16 protein-coding genes are annotated in these 19,739 nt (G+C 63.9%); 6 read left to right on the forward strand and 10 right to left on the reverse strand.

Annotated features, from left to right (window positions below):
* Window positions 1-18: 18 nt before the first annotated feature.
* Window positions 19-720, reverse strand: a complete 702-nt coding sequence (locus NLN62_RS20660) for a response regulator transcription factor (RefSeq protein WP_027520846.1) — start codon at window positions 718-720, stop codon at window positions 19-21.
* 245 nt (window positions 721-965) lie between these two features.
* On the opposite strand from NLN62_RS20660, the gene NLN62_RS20665 reads away from it, so the two are divergent.
* From NLN62_RS20665 to NLN62_RS20675, 3 genes are all read left to right on the forward strand, one after another.
* Window positions 966-1,703, forward strand: a complete 738-nt coding sequence (locus NLN62_RS20665; protein ID WP_027520845.1) for a HugZ family protein — start codon at window positions 966-968, stop codon at window positions 1,701-1,703.
* Window positions 1,704-1,784: 81 nt separating this feature from the next.
* On the forward strand, window positions 1,785-4,370 hold the full coding sequence (locus NLN62_RS20670; RefSeq protein ID WP_254109994.1) for a tetratricopeptide repeat protein: 2,586 nt from the start codon (window positions 1,785-1,787) through the stop codon (window positions 4,368-4,370).
* A 298-nt stretch (window positions 4,371-4,668) separates the two neighbouring features.
* A complete protein-coding gene (locus NLN62_RS20675) occupies window positions 4,669-6,285 on the forward strand; it encodes a phosphoenolpyruvate carboxykinase (RefSeq protein WP_254109995.1) in 1,617 nt (538 codons plus the stop codon).
* Window positions 6,286-6,451: 166 nt separating this feature from the next.
* Here NLN62_RS20675 and NLN62_RS20680 read toward each other — a convergent pair whose 3' ends face one another.
* Both NLN62_RS20680 and NLN62_RS20685 read right to left on the reverse strand, forming a co-directional pair.
* Window positions 6,452-7,267, reverse strand: a complete 816-nt coding sequence (locus NLN62_RS20680) for an acyl-CoA thioesterase II (RefSeq protein WP_254109996.1) — start codon at window positions 7,265-7,267, stop codon at window positions 6,452-6,454.
* Between the two features lie 228 nt (window positions 7,268-7,495).
* Window positions 7,496-10,021, reverse strand: coding sequence for a glycogen/starch/alpha-glucan phosphorylase (locus NLN62_RS20685; RefSeq protein WP_035660731.1), 2,526 nt, complete (start codon window positions 10,019-10,021; stop codon window positions 7,496-7,498).
* 237 nt (window positions 10,022-10,258) lie between these two features.
* Here NLN62_RS20685 and NLN62_RS20690 point away from each other — a divergent pair, with 237 nt between their 5' ends.
* On the forward strand, window positions 10,259-10,483 hold the full coding sequence (locus NLN62_RS20690) for a hypothetical protein (protein WP_254109997.1): 225 nt from the start codon (window positions 10,259-10,261) through the stop codon (window positions 10,481-10,483).
* A gap of 68 nt (window positions 10,484-10,551) precedes the next feature.
* On the opposite strand, the gene NLN62_RS20695 is transcribed toward NLN62_RS20690, so the two are convergent.
* On the reverse strand, window positions 10,552-10,842 hold the full coding sequence (locus NLN62_RS20695; protein ID WP_254109998.1) for a GIY-YIG nuclease family protein: 291 nt from the start codon (window positions 10,840-10,842) through the stop codon (window positions 10,552-10,554).
* Between the two features lie 183 nt (window positions 10,843-11,025).
* Between NLN62_RS20695 and NLN62_RS20700 the strand changes: the two genes are divergently transcribed.
* Window positions 11,026-11,457: a hypothetical protein gene (locus NLN62_RS20700; protein WP_254109999.1), complete on the forward strand. Its 432-nt coding sequence runs from the start codon at window positions 11,026-11,028 to the stop codon at window positions 11,455-11,457.
* A 9-nt stretch (window positions 11,458-11,466) separates the two neighbouring features.
* On the opposite strand, the gene NLN62_RS20705 is transcribed toward NLN62_RS20700, so the two are convergent.
* Together NLN62_RS20705 and pyrE are read right to left on the reverse strand one after the other, a co-directional pair.
* Window positions 11,467-12,231: a DUF2865 domain-containing protein gene (locus NLN62_RS20705; RefSeq protein WP_254113567.1), complete on the reverse strand. Its 765-nt coding sequence runs from the start codon at window positions 12,229-12,231 to the stop codon at window positions 11,467-11,469.
* Window positions 12,232-12,441: 210 nt separating this feature from the next.
* The gene (gene pyrE, locus NLN62_RS20710) at window positions 12,442-13,005 is read right to left on the reverse strand and encodes an orotate phosphoribosyltransferase (RefSeq protein ID WP_027520836.1); all 564 of its coding nucleotides are present in this window, start codon (window positions 13,003-13,005) and stop codon (window positions 12,442-12,444) included.
* 203 nt (window positions 13,006-13,208) lie between these two features.
* On the opposite strand from pyrE, the gene NLN62_RS20715 reads away from it, so the two are divergent.
* Complete coding sequence (locus tag NLN62_RS20715; RefSeq protein ID WP_027520835.1) at window positions 13,209-13,835, forward strand: glutathione S-transferase family protein; 627 nt, start codon at window positions 13,209-13,211, stop codon at window positions 13,833-13,835.
* Between the two features lie 165 nt (window positions 13,836-14,000).
* On the opposite strand, the gene NLN62_RS20720 is transcribed toward NLN62_RS20715, so the two are convergent.
* From NLN62_RS20720 to NLN62_RS20735, 4 genes are all read right to left on the reverse strand, one after another.
* On the reverse strand, window positions 14,001-14,636 hold the full coding sequence (locus NLN62_RS20720) for a LysE family translocator (protein ID WP_027520834.1): 636 nt from the start codon (window positions 14,634-14,636) through the stop codon (window positions 14,001-14,003).
* 83 nt (window positions 14,637-14,719) lie between these two features.
* Window positions 14,720-15,262: an NADPH-dependent FMN reductase gene (locus NLN62_RS20725; protein ID WP_027520833.1), complete on the reverse strand. Its 543-nt coding sequence runs from the start codon at window positions 15,260-15,262 to the stop codon at window positions 14,720-14,722.
* Between the two features lie 14 nt (window positions 15,263-15,276).
* Window positions 15,277-18,360: a DNA polymerase I gene (gene polA / locus NLN62_RS20730; RefSeq protein ID WP_254110000.1), complete on the reverse strand. Its 3,084-nt coding sequence runs from the start codon at window positions 18,358-18,360 to the stop codon at window positions 15,277-15,279.
* A 196-nt stretch (window positions 18,361-18,556) separates the two neighbouring features.
* On the reverse strand, window positions 18,557-19,624 hold the full coding sequence (locus tag NLN62_RS20735; RefSeq protein WP_254110001.1) for an acyltransferase family protein: 1,068 nt from the start codon (window positions 19,622-19,624) through the stop codon (window positions 18,557-18,559).
* Between the last annotated feature and the right edge of the window lie 115 nt (window positions 19,625-19,739).

Here is a 19,739-nt window from a genome sequence, read left to right on the forward strand (position 1 = left end):
CCGAAGGAGGCGATCGCCTCAGGCTTCCTTGAAGCGGTAGCCGACGCCGTAAAGCGTCTCGATCATCTCGAACTCGTTGTCGACCACCTTGAACTTCTTGCGCAGCCGCTTGATGTGACTGTCGATGGTGCGATCGTCGACATAGACCTGGTCATCATAGGCGGCGTCCATCAGCGCGTTGCGGCTCTTCACCACGCCGGGCCGGGTCGCCAGTGCCTGCAGGATCAGGAATTCGGTGACCGTCAGCGTCACCGGTTCGTTCTTCCAGGTGCAGGTGTGCCGTTCGGGATCCATGCGCAGAAGGCCGCGATCGAGCGCCTTGGCGTCGTTCTCCTTCGGCGCGGCGGTCGGATCCTTCGGTGCCGAGCGGCGCAGCACTGCCTTGACGCGCTCGACCAGCAGCCGCTGCGAGAACGGTTTGCGTATGAAATCGTCGGCACCCATCTTGAGGCCGAACAGCTCGTCGATCTCCTCGTCCTTGGAGGTGAGGAAGATCACCGGCAGATCGGATTTCTGGCGCAACCGCCGCAGCGTCTCCATGCCGTCCATGCGCGGCATCTTGATGTCGAGGATGGCAAGATCGGGCTGCGTGGTGCGGAAGCCGTCCAGCGCAGAGGCGCCGTCGGTGTACGTCATGATGCGGTAGCCTTCGGCTTCCAGCGCGATCGAGACGGATGTGAGAATGTTGCGGTCGTCGTCGACCAAAGCGATTGTGGGCATGAGCCTCTGCTTTCCGTTGGGGTCGTGATCTAAAACGGCGAGCAATTAAGTGATGCGCCGCGTACATGGGCCCCCAACCTGGGGTTCGAACCTTGTCACCGAGCAATGCAAGCTGGGCTGAAGTGTGACCAAAGTTCCTGGAAACACGGCGAAGCAGCCGTGGTCCGACCCATAACCGGACCCCGTTTAACCCCGAAAAGGCCGGCCTTGCAACCCGTAAAAGCCGGAAAACCGAAGAGAATCAGATGCAACCGACCTCCGATTTCGACCCCGGAAAGCTCGCCAAATCGCTGTTGCGGCGCTCCCGGCAGGGGGCGCTCGCGACCCTGATGCCCAATACCGGCGATCCCTATTGCTCCCTCGTCAATCTGGCGAGCCACCCCGACGCATCGCCGATCCTGCTGATCTCGCGGCTCGCCGTGCATACCAAGAACATCCTGGCCGACGGCCGGGTCTCGTTGATGCTGGATGAGCGCGCCCCCGGCGATCCCCTGGAAGGGGCCCGGATCATGCTGTCGGGACGGGCGGAGCAGGGGACGGAAGGCGAGCTGGAGCTCCTGCGCCGGCGCTATCTTGCCGCCCATCCATCTGCGGAAGACTTTGTTTCGTTTAAGGATTTTTCCTTCTTCCGGATCAGGCCGTCCGGAACTCATCTGGTTGCCGGATTCGGCCGGATCGTCGATCTGAAGCCCGCGCAGTTCCTCACGGACCTCGCTGGCGCCGATGAGCTGCTTGAAGCCGAGGAGGGCGCGGTCGCGCACATGAATGCCGACCATCGCGACACCATGGCTCTGTATGCGACAAAACTGCTCGGCGCGGCCGAGGGCGACTGGCGCTGTACCGGCTGCGATCCTGAGGGGATCAATATGCAGTCGGAACAGGCCGTGCTGCGGCTCGAGTTCCCCGAGCGGGTGACTGACGGCAACGCGCTGCGCAAGATGCTGGTCAGACTGGCGGGTGAGGCGCGGGCCAAGGGCGGTTAGCAACAGCCGGCTTGAACGGCGGCGCTCCTCGCTGCGACCCATGGTCAAGCAATTTGGCCCGGGTCGGCAGCGAGAGTTTTCATGACACGATATGGACGTTTGGCGCTGGCGGCGGGCCTTGCGCTCGCGCTCGGCGCATCCTTCGCCACTTCCGCCACGGCGCAGAATCTCGCCGCGCAAAGCGCCAAGATCAACGAGCTCAGTCGCGCCGGCAAATATGCGGAAGCCTTGTCACTGGCGCAGGCCATGGTGGCAAGCCTCGAGAAGGGCAACAACACCCGCGACCTCGCCGGTGCGCTGAACAATCTCGCGCAGATCTACGCCGCGCAAGGTCATGACGACCAGGCCGAGCCGCTCTACAAGCGCGCGGTCGCTTTGCTGGAAAAATCTCTCGGCCTCGACACGCCGGAGATCGCGCCCGAGCTGAACAACCTTGCCGCGCTCTATCAACGTCAGCAACGCTTCGCTGAGGCCGAGCCGCTGTTCAAGCGTGCGCTTGCCATCCGCGAAAAGACGTTGCCGCGCGAGCATCCCGATGTCGGCCAGTCCCTCAACAATCTCGCCACGCTCTATGTGAAGCAGGAACGCTATGCCGACGCCGAACCGTTGTTTCAGCGCGCGCTCGCGATCTACCAGAAGGCCGGCGGTCCCGAGCATCCGGCGGTCGCGACGCTGCTCAACAATCTCGGCCAGCTCTATCGCGATCTCAACCGCGATGCGGATGCCGAAGCGCCGATCAAGCGCTCGCTAGCGATCCGCGAAAAGGTGCTGGGCGCCGATCATCCGGATGTTGCGCGCTCGCTGAACAATCTTGCCGGGCTCTATGAGCACGAGCAGCGCTATGCGGATGCCGAACCGCTTTATCGCCGCGGGCTGTCGATCCGCGAGCGTGCGCTTGGTCCTGATCATCCCGATGTCGCGACCTCGACCAGCAATCTTGCCTATTTCCTCCAGGCCTCGGGACGCACCGCCGAAGCGCTGCCGCTCGTGCAGAGGACGCTCGCCAACAATCGCGCACAGCTCCGCGTCGTGCTGCCGGTCCTGTTGGCCGCGCGGCAGCAGCAATTGCTGGCTGACGACAAGTCGCTGGATGACGCGCTCGCCGCCATCCAGCGCGGCACGCAGTCCTCTGCCGCGTCGGCCGTGAACAAGCTCGCGGTGCGGCTCGCGGCCGGCAGCGACCGGCTCGCCGAACTGGTGCGGCGGGATCAGGATCTCGCCGCAGAGGCCGATACACTGGACAAGGCGATCATCGCCGCGGTGTCAAAGCAGTCCGCGCAGCGCGATGCGGCCACCGAGCAGCGCAACCGGCAACGCCTTGCGGCGATCGCGAGCGAGCGCGCGAGCTTGCAGAAAACACTTGCCGTCGAATTCCCGGATTATGCCTCGCTCTCCAATCCACTGCCGCTGGCGGTCAAAGAGATCCAGGCGCTGCTATCGGCCGACGAAGCGATGGCACTCTTCTCTGTCATCGACAAGGAGAGCTATGTCATCGCGATTACGCGCGAAGGCGTCGACTGGAAACGGATTCCGCTCGGCACCGACGCGCTCGCGCAAAAGGTCTCGGCGTTCCGCAAGGGGCTCGATGTCGGCAAGGCCCGCGCTTCCTCTGATAAGTCGGGGCTGTTCGATCTTGCGCTCGCCAACGAGCTCTATGTGACGCTGCTCGGGCCAGTCGAGGCGCTTACAAAGGACAAGCGCAGCCTGCTCGTGGTCCCCTCCGGTGCGCTGACGGCACTGCCGTTTCATCTGCTCGTCACCGAGAAGCCGCAAGCTGCGATACCCGATACGCTCGAAGGCTATCGCGGCGCCGCGTGGCTGTTGCGGCGCCAGGCGGTCTCGGTGTTGCCCTCGGTGGTCAGCCTGAAGTCCCTGCGCGCGTTTGCGCGCAGGGATCAGAGCGTCAAGCCGATGACCGGCTTTGGCGATCCCCTGTTCAATCCCACGCAGGAGGCGCCCGCGGACCGGCGCGCCACGAAGACCGTCGCGCGCAGCATTGCGACGCTCGCCTATACCGATTTCTGGCGCGGCGCCGGCGTCGATCGCGCGCGGCTCGCCCAGGCACTGCCACAGCTGCCCGATACGGCAGACGAGCTTGGTGCCGTGGCGAAGGACGTCGGTGCTGCCGACGCCGATGTCCACCTCGGCCGCGATGCCAGCGAGACGACGCTGAAGCGGGCAGCGCTTGCCCAATACAGCATCATCTATTTCGCCACCCATGGCCTCGTCGCCGGCGACGTCAAGGGATTGGGCGAGCCCTCGCTTGCGCTCTCGATGCCGGATCAGCCGAGCGATTTCGACGACGGCCTGCTTACCGCAAGCGAAGTCGCGCAGCTCAAGCTCAATGCAGACTGGGTCGTGCTCTCGGCGTGCAACACCATCGCCGGTGACAAGCCGGGTGCGGAAGCTTTATCGGGACTGGCGCGCGCGTTCTTCTATGCCGGCGCGCGTGCACTTCTGGTCTCGCATTGGGCAGTGGATTCCGAGGCCGCCACCCGGCTGACCACATCGACTTTCGACTTGCTCAAAAACGAACCAGCAATCGGCCGTGCCGAAGCATTGCGGCGCGCAATGTTAACCTATCTCGATGACGCCTCCTCACCGCGCAATGCCTATCCTGCGATCTGGGCGCCCTTCGCGCTGATCGGAGAAGGTGCGGTACGATAGAACAGCGCTGGAAAAACAGTGGCGGATTGTGCGTTGCAAAATCCTGGACAACGCTGATTTGCCCATTTGGTTGCGCGATCATTGATCGTTTTCGACGCACGGGCTTCAGGGTAGGCATGCGCGACTTTTGGCCCGGCCCTTGAATAAACCAAATCCTGCGGGATCGGCTTGGCAACGCCAGCGTTCATCAGTATTAGGTCGTCCAGCCGAGGCCGGACGGCCTATTATTCACGGTGGCCGCGATGGATGGCGCTCAAAGATGATCGCGCCAGTAATGCGGGTTCTAGGAGGATTTTTCGTGCAAGAGACGGGCGTGCGCAACGGTGCCTTCGGCGCCGATAAATTCGGCTTAAAGAATCTCAAGCGGGTTCACTGGAACCTCGGCGCGCCACAACTTTATCAGCACTCGCTCTCTGCCGGAGAAGCGGTGCTCTCCGCTGATGGCGCGCTCTGCGCGGACACCGGTGAATTCACCGGCCGCAGCCCGAAAGACAAGTTCACGGTGCGCGACGCCACCACCGACAAGAAGATGTGGTGGGCCGGCAATCAGTCGATCACCGCGGAGCAGTTCGAGACGCTCTATCAGGATTTCCTCAAGCACGCCGAGGGCAAGAGCCTGTTCGCGCAGGACCTCTATGGCGGCGCCGATCCGGCCTACCGGATCAAGACCCGCGTCTTCACCGAGCTCGCCTGGCACTCGCTGTTCATCCGCACGCTCCTGATCCGCCCCGAGGCGATCGAGCTCTCGACCTTCGTGCCCGAGCTCACCATCATCGACATGCCGAGCTTCCGCGCCGATCCGAAACGTCACGGCTGCAAGTCGGAGAACGTCGTCGCGATCGACTTCGCGCGCAAGATCGTGCTGATCGGCGGCTCGTACTATGCCGGCGAGATGAAGAAGTCGGTCTTCACCACGCTGAACTATTACCTGCCCGAGCGTGGCGTGATGCCGATGCACTGCTCGGCCAATGTCGGCGCCAGGGGCGACACCGCGATCTTCTTCGGCCTGTCCGGCACGGGCAAGACGACGCTGTCGGCCGATCCGAACCGCACGCTGATCGGTGACGACGAGCACGGCTGGGGCCCGAACGGCGTGTTCAACTTCGAGGGCGGCTGCTACGCCAAGTGCATCAAGCTGTCGAAGGAAGCCGAGCCCGAGATCCATGCCGCCTCGACGCGCTTCGGCGCGGTGCTCGAGAACTGCGTGCTCGACGACGACACCCGCGTGGTCGATTTCGACGACGGCTCCAAGACCGAGAACACGCGCTCGGCCTATCCGCTCGATTTCATCCCGAACGCCTCGCGCACCGGCCGCGCGCCGCAGCCGAAGAACGTGGTGATGCTCGCCGCCGACGCCTTCGGCGTACTGCCGCCGATCGCAAAGCTCTCGCCGGCGCAGGCGATGTATCACTTCCTGTCCGGCTATACCGCGAAGGTCGCGGGCACCGAGCGTGGTCTCGGCAATGAGCCGCAGCCGGAATTCTCCACCTGCTTCGGCTCGCCGTTCCTGCCGCTTGATCCGTCCGTCTACGGCAACATGCTGCGCGACCTGATCGCCCAGCACAATGTCGATTGCTGGCTGGTCAACACGGGGTGGACCGGCGGCAAGTACGGTGTCGGCAGCCGCATGCCGATCAAGGTGACGCGCGCGCTGCTCACCGCCGCACTCGACGGCTCCTTGCGCAACGTCGAATTCCGCACCGACAAGTATTTCGGCTTCGCCGTCCCGACTGCGCTGCCGGGCGTGCCAGCTGAGATCCTCAACCCGGTCAACACCTGGAAGGACAAGGACGAGTTCGACAAGACTGCCCGCGCCCTGGTCGGCATGTTCCAGAAGAATTTTGCCAAGTTCGAGGCCCAGGTCGACGCCGAAGTCCGCGCCGCCGCGCCGGACGTGAAGCTCGCGGCGGAGTAGGTTTGCTCTGTTCTTAATATAAGAGGGCGGCCGCGAGGCCGCCCTTCTTGTATTCGGTGCCATCTCTCAACCGTCATTGCGAGCGCAGCGAAGCAATCCAGAGTCGTTCCGCGGAGGGATCCTGGATTGCTTCGCTGCGCTCGCAATGACGAGCTTGCGGAAGCAGCTACGCCTTGAAATACGCGATCTGAGTCGTGGTCGCGAGCAGGCGGCCGTTCGGCGACCACAGCTCGCCGGTCTGATCGCCGTAGCTCTTGTGAAAGATCTTGCCATCGGCGGTGGCGAGCACGCGCGTGATGTCCTCGGCGGCAAGCTCCTCCGCGTCGGTGTGAAAATAGGTCGTCAGTGACACCGTGCCGAACGGCACCAGTTCGCGCCGCGCGTGGAAGATGCGGCCGAAGAACGCGTCCGACATCGCCATCAGCGAGAGCATGTCGAGTTTGCGCGGCGTGCGATCGCTGATCCAGACTTTTGAATAGGCGCTGGCCGGCTCGGCCTGCGGCGGGCCGTTCCGCATCTCGCCCTCGACGAACCGGAATTCGTACTGGTTGGCCCAGGACGCCTTGATCTTGGGAAAGGGCAGCGTCTGTTCGAACGGCGTCGCGTCGGGAAACTGTGCCACCTGATGCGACCAGGATGGACGGCGTTCGGCAAACACGGCGGTCGCCAGCGTTGCGACCTCGCCGCCGTCTTGTGACAGCTCGACGCACCAATGCTGGCTGGAGCGATTGGCCTTCACCAGCCGCACGTCGAGATCGAACGGGCCCTTGGCGATTGGCGCGCAGTAGTTCACGGTCACCGAAAGCGGGTCGCCCGCGGCCTGTGGGTGGTCGATCAGCGCGCGCAAGACGGTCGCGGCGGTGGCGCCGCCGAACGGGCCGACGAAGGCCCAGTAGTCATCGCTGGTGTGTCCCTGCCAGCAACTGTCGCCGGCGGTGACGCGGGTGGCCTCGTCGAAGAGGTGCGGGAGTTTGGCGTGCATTGAGATCCTCGATACCTGCCACCACCGTCATTGCGAGCGCAGCGAAGCAATCCAGGCTGCCGCCGCGGAAAGATTCTGGATTGCTTCGCTGCGCTCGCAATGACGAGCGTTGAGCCAAGGGTGACCATCACTGAAACTGGCCCCCGGAGATGATGATGGTCATATCATCATCGTCGGGGACTTGTGCAATGACCTCGCAGGTAACACAGATTCCGTTTCGCGGAAAAATCAGCCCGTAGCGCCGCGCTGATCCTCTGCCTCCTGGAAAGCGGGCGTCGTCGGGTGCACCGGCACGTTCCAGATCTCCTCGGCATATTCGCGGATGGTGCGGTCGGAGGAGAACCAGGCCATGCGCGCAACGTTGAGGATGGAGGCCCGTGTCCAGGCCGGCGCCACCTGCCAGCGCGCGTCGATGCCACGCTGCGCCTCGTAGTAGGAATCGAAATCGGCGCTGACCATGTAGTGGTCGAGATAGCGCAGCGCATGCGCGATGGATTCGAAGCGGCCGGGATCGCCGGGCGAGAACTCGCCGACGCCGATCGAATTGATGGCGCGCGAGAGCTGCGGGGATTTGCGGATCACGTCCGCCGCATCGAGGCCCTGCTTGCGCCGGATCATCACGTCGCCGGCCTCCATGCCGAAGATCGCGATGTTCTCCGCGCCGACATGGTCGCGGATCTCGATATTGGCGCCGTCGAGCGTGCCGATGGTGATCGCGCCGTTCAGCGCCAGCTTCATGTTGCCGGTGCCGGAGGCTTCCATGCCGGCGGTCGAGATCTGCTCGGAGAGATCGGCCGCGGGAATGATCACCTCGGCGAGGCTGACATTATAGTCGGGCAGGAAGGCGACCTTGAGCTTACCGCCGATCGCGGGATCGTTGTTGACGACCTCGGCGACGTCGTTGATCAGCTTGATGATCAGCTTTGCGTAGCGGTAGCTCGCCGCCGCCTTGCCGGCAAAAATCTTCACCCGCGGCACCCAGTTGCCGTTGGGGTTGTCCTTGATCGCCTGGTACAGCGCGACCGTCTCGATGATGTTGAGGAGCTGGCGCTTGTATTCGTGAATGCGCTTGATCTGCACATCGAACAGCGCGCTCGGGTCGACCTTGATGCCGAGCCGCTCGCCGATCACGCGCGCGAGCGCCGTCTTGTTGTGATGCTTGACCGCGCGGAATTTTTGCTGGAACGCGACGTCGCTGGCGCGCGCTTCCAGCAGCGTCAATTGCGTGGGATCGTCGAGCACGGCGTCGCCGCAAGCCTCGCGCAAGAGGTCGGTGAGCTTCGGGTTCGCCAGCATCAGCCAGCGGCGGAAAGTGATGCCGTTGGTCTTGTTGGTGATGCGGCCGGGATAGAGATGGTTGAGATCGTGGAACACGGTCTCGCGCATCAGGTCCGAATGCATCGCCGAGACGCCGTTGATGCGGTGCGAGCCGACGAAGGCGAGCTGGCCCATACGCACGCGACGGCCGCTCCTCTCGTCGATCAGCGAGACCGAGGCGCGGAAGTCGATGTCGCCGGGGCAGCGCGCTTCGGCCAGCGCCAGATGCTGGACGTTGATGCGGTAGATGATCTCGAGATGCCGCGGCAACAGCCGCTCGAACAGCTCGACCGGCCAGGTTTCGAGCGCTTCCGGTAGCAGCGTGTGGTTGGTGTAGGACAGCGTGGCGACCGTAATCTTCCACGCCTCGTCCCAGCGGAAATTGTGCAGGTCGATCAGGATCCGCATCAATTCGGTCACGGCAAGGGACGGATGCGTGTCGTTGAGCTGCACCGCGACCTTCATCGCCAGGCTGCGCAACTGTCCGTCGGCGGAGAGATGCCGCTTGACGAGATCCTGGAGCGAGGCCGAGACGAAGAAATACTCCTGTCGCAAGCGCAGCTCGCGGCCCGCCGGGCTCTCGTCATTCGGGTAGAGGAACTTGCAGATCGCTTCGGCGCGCGCCTGCTCGGACGAGGCGCTGACATAGTCGCCCGAATTGAACACGTCGAGCTTCAGCGGATCGGGCGAGCGCGCCGACCACAGCCGCAGCGCATTGACGTGCTGGCCGCGCCAGCCGACGATCGGCGTGTCATAGGCGATCGCCTGTACGGTCTCGGCAGGATGCCAGATCGAGCGGTCGCGGCCCTTGTCGTCGACATGCTCGACGCCGCCGCCGAAATGGACGTGATAGACGACCTCCGGCCGCTGCAATTCCCAGGGGTTGCCAAAGCTCAGCCATTCGTCCGGATATTCCTGCTGCCAGCCCTGATTGATGATCTGGCGGAACAGGCCGTAATCATAGCGGATGCCATAGCCGATCGCGGGGATCGACAGCGTCGCCATGCTCTCCATGAAGCAGGCCGCGAGCCGCCCCAAACCGCCATTGCCGAGCGCGGCATCCGGCTCGCACTTGCGCAGCTCAGGGAGCGAGACGCCGAGATCGCCGAGTGCGACCTCGAAGATATTGAGCAGGCCCATGTTGTTCAGCGCGTCGGTGAAGAGACGGCCGATCAAAAATTCGAGCGAGAGATAGTAGACGCGTTTGCGCCCGGCATCGTAGCTGCGCTTTTCCGCGCTGAGCCAGCGATGCACGATACGATCGCGCAGCGCGAGAGCTGCGGCCTGGTACCAGTCGTGCCTGGTCGCCATGCCCGCGTCCTTGCCGATGGCAAGGCGCAGCTTTGCCAGGATCGCGCCCTTGATCTCCGTCAGCGCCAGTTCGTCGATGGGCTGACCGGCTGCGGGAAAATTCGGCTGGAACGATTGCTCTTGCAAAACAGTCACTTCCTGGTCTCGGGACACGGAACAAGCTTACGCGCCAAATCTTGCGCGGCAAACCTTACGCGGCTCGTCGCGGAAGCGGAACCATCGCCGGCGCGACCGTGCACTGCGCTGGCGCAAATTTATGCAAGGAATGGGCCGCTTTGGGAACCCGGTCGCGCACGGAGAGACGCGGATTTCGTGCTAAATTGGTGGAGGATTCAGCCCTTGGTGTGGAGGGAGGATACGCCCATGAGACTGCTGATCGAAATCGCCCTGCTCGTCATCTGCATCACTGCCTCCAGCGCCGCCTTTGCCGCCGACAAGATCGGCCGCAGCGCTGACGGCGTGAGTTGCGCATTCTCCCTGCCGCAAAACGCCGCGCCAGCCGCACGCTGCGCCGCCATCAAGCGCCAATGCGGCGGCAGGTTCTACGCGAGCTATTGCGGCGACAGGATGCTGTCGGCGGCGACTTGAGAAGTTAGGCGCAAAAGCTCTCTCCATCTGGTCGTCCTGGCGAAAGCCAGGACCCATTACCCCAACTGTCAGATGAGGCCCGACCGGTCGTTCCAGTCGGGATTTTCCTGCTCGATCAGCTTGATCTTCCAGTCGCGTTTCCAGAACTTGAGTTGCTTCTCGCGCGCAATGGCCTCTTGCGGAGTAGCGAATGCTTCGACGTGCACAAGGCGGAATATCTTGTATTTCAGGACGAACTTCGACCCGCGACCGGAGCGATGCTGCTCGAGCCGTGCACGGATGTCGTTGGTGATGCCGATGTAGAGAGTGCCGTGATGTCGACTCGCCAGGATGTAGACGTAGTAGCTGCCTGTGCTCATGGCTGGCTCAACCTCGCAAAGACAACGCTGACCGGGATAATGGGTCCTGGCTTTCGCCAGGACGACGGCTTCAAAGGTCGTCGGAACAAATTAAGAACAATTTAGCAAGTCTTTGATATATCATTGTGATTCGGCGCATTGCCGACACAATATCTAGCGTCTGTCCGATTTCGCGAGGACTACATGTCCACCATTGCCTTTGATCAATTCGCCCTCACCCGAATTGGCGACTTCGCGCGCTCGCTGTCGCGGCTGCATCAGGCGGCGCGGCGCTACGCGGTCGATGACGATCAGATCGATCGCGAGTTCAACGCGGTTTGCCAGTCGATCTGGGGCTACACCATCGACGACATCAGCGACGACCTGTTCTCGGCTGAGGACCACCTGTTCCTCGACACGCTCGACGAGGCGCAGGCGCGCATTTTCGCAGCCGAACAGGGTTATGATCTCGTCGACGATGCGGGCATGCTGACGGACTGGTGGGGCTTCTGCTGGATGATCCTCGCCGAGAAGCGCGGATTGCTCACGGCGGAAAACCGCGCCGCTGCGCGCGCGGCGATCGAGGAGAAATATCTGGCAGCGCCGAACGTGATCGGCGTGATCATCGGACGGTGACGCGAAGCGTCAATTCAGCCCCGCGCGCCTGCCCGATTTCTGCGTCGGCGTCTTCGGCACCGTCACATCCGGCGGCGTCTCGCGTACGATCTCCGGCGGTGGCGCATCCGCCGCCACCGTCTCGGCGCGCACCGGCGCGACCTTCATCTCGCCGAGGCGGGAGCGGACCTGTGCGGTGAGGCCGGGATAGGAGGCGACCGGCGTGAAGTCGGCGGCCTGCTCGTTGCCAAGGCGGACGCCGGTATAGGCGACCAGACCGTCACTCGTCGCGATCACGTCGCCGGCCTTCAGCGACGTATCGAGAGCAAGGTCCACCGGCGCAAGTCCGACCGGCTCGCGGCCATTGCAGGTGCAGTCCGCGCGCAGCGCCTTGCGGAAGGCGAACGCGTTCTCGCTGTCGGCATAGCGCTCGCCGGTCTGCGAAGCGGCACCGTCGATGCTGGAGCCGAAATAGATTTTGGTCGTGGTGGCAGGACAGAAAGCCTGACACATCTGCGCCGGCGAGGCCACGCCGCGCATCAGCGGAAAATACTTGCCGTCGCAGGTGCGCACGCAGAAGGCCGGGCCCGATCCGCCGGCGGCCGATCGCGTGGGCGAATCCTGCGCGGGGCCAATCGGCTGCGCTGCCGCGAAGGGATCGATATAGGAACTCGGCTGCGGCGCGCTGCGCTGCGGACGCTGGAGTGCGTTGAAAAAGAAGTCGAACAGGCCTTCGGCGGACACGGCGGCTGGCGCCACGAGAAGCGGCGCCGCAACGGCTGCGGCCACGAGTATCGCGCGGTGCGGCCAACGCACTTTGGACAAATCTGTACGCAATGCCCACTCCACCGGACGCAACGAACCCCACCGAGAGCAACGTATCTCAGCGCTGATTCACCATAGTTCCGGATAGTAAATGAGCGGTGACCGTGGCGGTTGTTGGATCGAATCGCGTCAAGGCCGGGGACAAGCCCGGGCAAGACAATGGAGTGAGCCCTTGCTGTCTCAGCTCTTCAAAAATTCCGACGCCTTGTAGAGCGATCGGAACGGCAGGCCGGCCTGGCCGAAGGTGTCGTTGGCGCCTTCCTCGCGGTCGACCATGGTCAGCACCAACACTACATTGGCGCCGGCCTCGCGCACCGATTCCACGGCCTTCAGCGCCGAGCCGCCGGTGGTGGTGACGTCCTCGACGATCACGACGCGCTTGCCTTCCAGCGTCTCGCCCTTGGCAAGGCCTTCGATCGCGAGCTTGGCGCCGTGCTCCTTCGGCTTCTTGCGCACGAAGAAGGCCGCGATCGGATGGCCCTTGATCCAGGAGATCTGCGCGAGCGCACCGGCCAGTGGCACCGCGCCCATCTCCAGGCCGCCGATGAAATCGAGCTGGTCGTCCTTCAGAGCCTCATAGGTGAGCTCGGCCAGCAGCGTCGCCCCTTCGGGGTCGAGCATGGTCGGCTTCAGGTTGAAATAGAAATCGCTCTTGCGGCCCGATGCGAGCGTCACCTCGCCGCGGCCGAAGGAGCGCCGGCGGATGATTTCGAACAAGCGGGCGCGGGAGGCTGATTTCGACACGACGGTCCTCTGGGGCTCTTTTGGAGGAGGCGGAATTTATCCGCCACGGAGCCGACATGCCAGAGGGAGGTCGGGTCCGCAAAACTACCGTCAACAGGGCATCGGCCGCGCCGGTCGGACAGCCACCATGCCGGACCGCTGGTTGTAAGGCCGCAACGTCCTGGAGTAGTGGGATGCCCGAGAAACCGTAAGGAAACAGGCAAATGACCATCGAGCTCCACACCTGGAATACGCCAAACGGCCGAAAAATCTCGGTCGCGCTGGAGGAAATGGGGCTCCCTTACAAGGTCTTCCCGGTGAACATCACCAAGGGCGAGCAGATGGCGCCCGAGTTCCTCAAGCTCAGCCCGAACAACAAGATCCCCGCGATCGTCGACCCCGAGGGGCCGGACGGGAAGCCCGTCAGCGTGTTCGAATCCGGTGCGATCCTGCTCTATCTCGGCGAGAAGACCGGCAAATTCCTGCCGAAGTCGCTTGCCGAGCGCATACCCGTCTACGAATGGCTGATGTGGCAGATGGGCGGCTTCGGGCCGATGCCCGGCCAGGTGCATCATTTCATTGCGCTCGAGAACGAGCAGGACCGCGCCTATGGGTTGAAGCGCTACATGGCCGAGACGCGCCGTCTCTACGGCGTGCTGGATCGCCGGCTCGAGGGCCGAGATTTCGTCGCGGGCGATCTCTCGGTCGCCGATTTCGCCATCCTGGGTTGGGCCTGGCGCCACCCGCGCCACAAGGTGGAGCTCGCGGACTTTCCCAACGTGAAGCGCTGGTACGAGGCCCTGATGGCGCGCCCCGCGGTGAAGCGGGGGATGGAGGCGAAACTGGATTGAGGTCGTCTTACCCTCTCCCCTTGTGGGAGAGGGTGGATCGCCGACGCAAAAGCGTCGGCGAGACGGGTGAGGGGTCTCTCTCCGCACATGAGCTTGCGGAGGCAACCCCTCACCCGCCTCGCTTCGCTCGGCACCCTCTCCCACAAGGGGAGAGGGTGAAGAACGTCACACCCGCTTCGCTTCCACCGCCATGCGCACGGCAAGTCCGGCGAGCACCGTACCCATCAGCCAGCGCTGCACCAGCATCCAGCTCGGGCGCGTTGCCAGGAACAGCGCGATCGAGCCGGCGGCGAGCGCGATGATCGCGTTGACGCTGACGCTGATCGCGATCTGGATGGCACCCAGCACCAGCGACTGTGTCAGCACGCTGCCAGCGGCGGGGTCGATGAACTGCGGCAGCAGCGCCAGATAGAGCATCGCGATCTTGGGATTGAGCAGGTTGGTGACGAAGCCCATCGCGAACAGTTTTCGCGGGCTGTCGATCTCAAGCTTCCTCACCTGGAACGGCGAGCGGCCGCCCGGCTTCACCGCCTGCCAGGCGAGCCAGAAGAGATAGCCGGCGCCGGCGAGGCGCAGCGCGTCATAGGCGAAGGGAATGGCGAGCAGCAGCGCGGTGATGCCAAACGCCGCGCACAGCATGTAGAACACGAAGCCCAGCGCCACGCCGCCGAGCGAGACGATGCCGGCCGCCGGCCCCTGCGTGATCGAGCGCGAGATCAGATAGATCATGTTCGGCCCAGGCGTCAGCACGAGGCCGAGGCAGACGAGGGCAAAGCCGAGCAGGGCGGATGTGGGGGGCATCGGTGAACTCGTGCGGGAGATACACCGGTTCTAATATGCGAGGGCTCGCGTCGCCATCGCGCAATTGCACGGAGGACAATTTGCTAGGACGCGTCGGCCTCTACGCTCCGGATGAACGCCGCAAAACGCTCCATCGCCGAACGCAGCGGCTCTGCGATTGCGGGATCTGCGACGATGCCGTGCTCGTCGAAGGCGCCGCCGAGCAGGGGCAGCGTCACGCAGGCGTCCCGTGCGATCCGGGCCGACATCGTCTCCAAGGTGAGCGTGAGGGCAGCGAGCGCGTGCGTGGCGCGAGGCGAGGTGTTGATCAATGCGACCGGCTTGCCCGGAAATTCATGGCTTCCGACCAGCCAGTCGAGCGCATTCTTCAGGACGCCGGCGACACCGCGAGCATATTCGGGGCTGGAGATCAGGAGGCCATCCACGCTTCCGATGAGGTTGCGCATTGCCCCGACGGGGGCGGGCACGTCATTGCCATCGAGATCCGGATTGAAGAAGGGCAGGCCCGCAATTCCTTCGAAGGCTACCATTTCGACGCCAACAGGCGCGAGCAGGGCCGCTGCACGCAACGCAGCCGTATTGCTCGAGCCGGCGCGCAAGCTGCCGGAGATCGTTGCGATCTTCATCAGGGTGCCCGCCGTCAGTGTGCCTCGTCCCAGTTGGTCGCCGCGCGGGCATCGACATGGAGCGGCACCGAGAGCAGCACGGCCGGGAACGGTGCGTCCTGCATCACGTGCTGCACGACCGGCAACGTCGCCTCGACCTCCGCGTCCGGCACCTCGAAGATCAATTCGTCATGCACCTGAAGCAGCATCTGCGCCGAGAGCTTCTTTGCCGCCAGCGCGTCCTCCACCCGCGTCATGGCACGGCGGATGATGTCGGCGGCCGTGCCCTGCAGGCGCGCGTTGATCGCGGCGCGCTCGTTGAAGGCGCGCACCGAGGCGTTAGACGCCTTGATGTCGGGGTAGTGACACTTGCGGCCGAACAGCGTCGTGACATAGCCGTGGCTCCGGCAGAAATCGCGCGTTTCGTCCATATAGGCACGGATGCCGGGGAAGCGCTCGAAATACTTCTTGATGTAGGCGGAGGCCTCCTCGCGCGCGATGCCGAGCTGGTTAGCAAGGCCGAACGCGGAGATGCCGTAGATGATGCCGAAATTGATCGCCTTGGCCCGGCGTCGGATTTCGCTCGGCATGCCCTTGATCGGCACGCCGAACATCTCGGATGCCGTCATCGCGTGAATGTCGAGCCCGTCGCGGAAGGCCTGCTTCAGCACGGGAATGTCGGCGATCTCGGCGAGCAGCCGCAGCTCGATCTGCGAATAGTCGGCCGAGACCAGCTTGTGCCCGGGCGTCGCAATGAAGGCGCGGCGGATCTTTCGCCCGTCCTCGGTGCGCACCGGAATGTTCTGCAAGTTCGGCTCGTTCGACGACAGCCGGCCCGTGGTGGTCGCGGCCAGCGCGTAGGTCGTGTGCACGCGATGGGTCTGCGGATTGACGTAAGTCGGCAGTGCGTCGGTGTAGGTCGATTTCAGCTTCGAGACCTGGCGCCATTCCAGAATCTTCTTCGGGAAGTCATGGCCCTGCTCGGCGAGATCATCCAGCACCTGCGCCGTCGTCGACCATGCGCCGGTCTTGGTCTTGGTGCCGCCCGGAAGTCCCATCTTGCCGAACAGGATGTCGCCGATCTGCTTTGGGCTGCCGACATTGACGGGCTCGCCGGCGATCTCCTGGATCTCGGCTTCCACCCGCGCCGCGGTCTGGGCAAAGTCGCCCGACAGCCGCGACAGCACCTGGCGGTCGATCGAGATGCCGCGACGCTCCATGCGCGCGAGCACGCTGGTCAGCGGACGCTCCAGCGTCTCGTAGACGGCGCTCATGTGCTCGGCGATAAGGCGCGGCTTCAGCACGTGCCACAAACGCAAGGTCACATCGGCGCGCTCGGCGGAATGCTCGGTCGCCTTGTCGATCGCGACCTGATCGAAGGTGAGTTTGTTCTTGCCGCTGCCGACGAGCTCGCTTTCGGCGAGCACCGCGTGCCCGAGCCAGCGCTCGGCGAGCGATTCCAGCGCGTGCGAGCCGCGGCCGGCGTCGAGCACATAGGAGATCAATTCCGAATCATCATGGTTGCACAGCGTGATGCCGGCCTGCGCCAGCAGCACCGCGATGAACTTGGCGTTGTATCCGATCTTCAAGATGCCCTGCGACTCGAGCACAGGCTTCAGCGCTGCGACGGCCGCTTCGAATTTCACCTGGTCGGGCGCGAGCCCCGCATCGAACAGTCCGGCGCCGCCGCCCGGTGGCTTGTGGGCCAGCGGCACATAGGCGGCATCGTCCGCGCCGAGCGCCAGCGCGATGCCGCAGATGTCGGCCTGCATCGGGTCTTCCGAGTTCGCCTTCACCTCGAGCGCGACATGGCCGGTGTCGTGGATGCGCGCGATCAGCGCCTCGAGCTGGTCGAGCGTCTTGATCGTCTGATATTTGGTACGGTCGATCCTGGTCTTGCGCGCGGCTTCCGCGCGAGCCTCGGCGAGCGAGACCGGCGCGCCCTTCGGGCTTGCGGCCTTGTCCTCCTTGCCGGCGGCCTTATTGCGCTCCCTGGGTGCAGCTTGCGCCGATGCTCCGGGTCCCGGCGCCGGCACGACGTCCGAGGGCGGCAGTGGCGAGAACACGCTGGCGCCGGTCTTGTAGCCGGGATCGGCCTCCACATCGGCGGGATCGACCTGGGCGTATTCGGCGACGCGGCGAGTCAGCGTCGTGAACTCCATCGCCTTCAGGAAGGCGATCAGCTTGCGCGCGTCCGGCTCGTGGACAGCCAGATCGTCCATTGGCACTTCGAGATCGACCTTGTCGTCGAGCAGCACGAGCTGGCGCGAGATCCGCGCCTTCTCGGCGTTTTCGATCAGCGCCTCGCGCCGCTTCGGCTGCTTGATCTCGCCGGCGCGGAACAGAAGCTGCTCCAGGTCGCCATATTCGACGATCAATTGCGCCGCGGTCTTGATGCCGATGCCGGGCACGCCCGGCACGTTGTCGGTGGAATCGCCCGCCAGCGCCTGCACTTCGACCACCTTCTCCGGCGGCACGCCGAACTTCTCGATCACCTCCGGAATGCCGATGCGGCGATCCTTCATGGTGTCGTACATGGTGACACAGTCGGTCACGAGCTGCATCAGGTCCTTGTCGGAGGAGACGATGGTCGCGCTCGCGCCGCGCTCGCAAGCCTGCCGCACATAGGTCGCGATCAGATCGTCGGCCTCGAAGCCCGCCTGTTCCAGGCAGGGCAGGTCGAAGGCGCGCACCGCCTCGCGGATCAGCGCGAATTGCGGAATGAGGTCGTCCGGCGCCGGCGGCCGATGCGCCTTGTAGTCGGGATAGATCTTGTTGCGGAAGGTGACTTCCGACTTGTCGAACACGATCGCCAGATGCGTCGGCCGGTTGTCCGCGGGCATGTCGCGCAGCAGCTTCCACAGCATGTTGCAGAAACCGAGCACGGCGTTGACCTGTAATCCGTCAGACTTGCGGTTGAGCGGCGGCAACGCGTGGTATGCGCGGAAAATGTAGGAGGAACCGTCGACCAGGAAGACATGGTCGCCCTTGCCGGCCGCCTTCGCCGCCACGGGTTTGGCAGCAGCCTTGGCAGCAGCGGATTTGGTTTCAGCGGCCGCCTTGGGCGCAGCAGCCTTGGTGTCAGCTTTGGCGGTGGTCTTCGGGGAGGTTTTGGGCATGGCCGCAATGTATGAATTTTTGCGGAATTTGACAGCCTTTGAGGGGCGATTTTTGGGCCGCTGGCGCCGCTATCCCCACTGTCATTCCCCGGCTTGACCGGGGAATCCAGTACGCCGCGGCCTATCGGTCAATAACTGCTGTCTCTGGAATACTGGGTCGCCCGGTCGAGCCGGGCGACGACAGCGGAGCGAGAAACTACTCCGCCGGCTGCAACACCGACCCCGCCTTCTTCGGCGCGATCCAGAAGGCGTCCGGCCGCTCGAACAGGAAGTGGGCGTGCAGGCGCAGCGCGGCCCGCCAGATCAGGAGCGCACCGGCGACGCCCACGATGGTGACGATCAGCGACATCATGCCGATGTCGGGAACAACGACGGTGCGCAGCAGCAGCGTCCGTGTCGCGGCCATCGGCAGGAAGAAGGCGAGATAGATCACGATCGAGTGCTCGCCGCAGAACCGAAGAAAGTTGAGCCAGCGCGCATGCGCGAGCAGCGTGCCCATCGTCGCGATGGCGACGGCGCCGGAGAAACCGAGCAGAAGCGAGACCATCGGCCATTCGCTGGCGCCGTGTGCAACGATACCCGCATTGACGAGAGCCCACGCGCCAAGCGTCGCGAGGGCAACGGCTGGATGCCGGCGCGCGCGATCCGACAAGGCGAACACGTAATCCGCAAACAGATAGCCGGAATAGAAATAGACGAAGCGTGCGCAGAACTCGTCGATGGCGGTCCATCCTGTTGTGATGCGAGCCGTCTCCAGCATCGCCGCGACGAGCCAGATCGCGAGCGGCGGGATTCGCCGTGTCAGTTTTGTGACGACGAAGAAGATCGGCAGCAGGTAAATGAACCAGAGCGTGCCGAACGGCTCGATGAATGATTCGAGATACAGAAGGCCCACATGGTGCCAGCTGGTCTCGGCCGCGAAGGCCGGCGCCTTGAAGCCGAACTGGATTGTCACCCAGAGGACATAAAAGTAGGCGAAATGCACGACCTTGCGGTCGAGATAGATTCGCCAGTCGCGGTCGATCACGAGCGGCAAGAACAGGCCCGAAATCAGGAAGAAATCCGGCATCCGGAACGGCTTTGCGAAGGCGACCAGAGCATGCATGAACCCGGGTTCGCCGGCAGCGAGCTCGACCCCCAGCACCGAATGCATCATCACGACCATGACGATGCAGATGCCCTTGGCGTAATCGACCCAATCGAGGCGCGCCGGCGGCGAGGTCTTGGAACCTCCGCTTGCCACGATTGTGCCTGATGGTGCCATGGTGTCCCTTTTCGAGGCGGTTGCCGCCCAAGAGCGGGGCAGTATGCCGGCGGCAGGTTTCGGTCCCCTTTACTCTACAAATCACATGCCGGTTTTCTTGCCGACTTTCTTGGGG

The sequence above is a fragment of the Bradyrhizobium sp. CCGUVB23 genome (assembly GCF_024199885.1).
Lineage (GTDB): Bacteria > Pseudomonadota > Alphaproteobacteria > Rhizobiales > Xanthobacteraceae > Bradyrhizobium.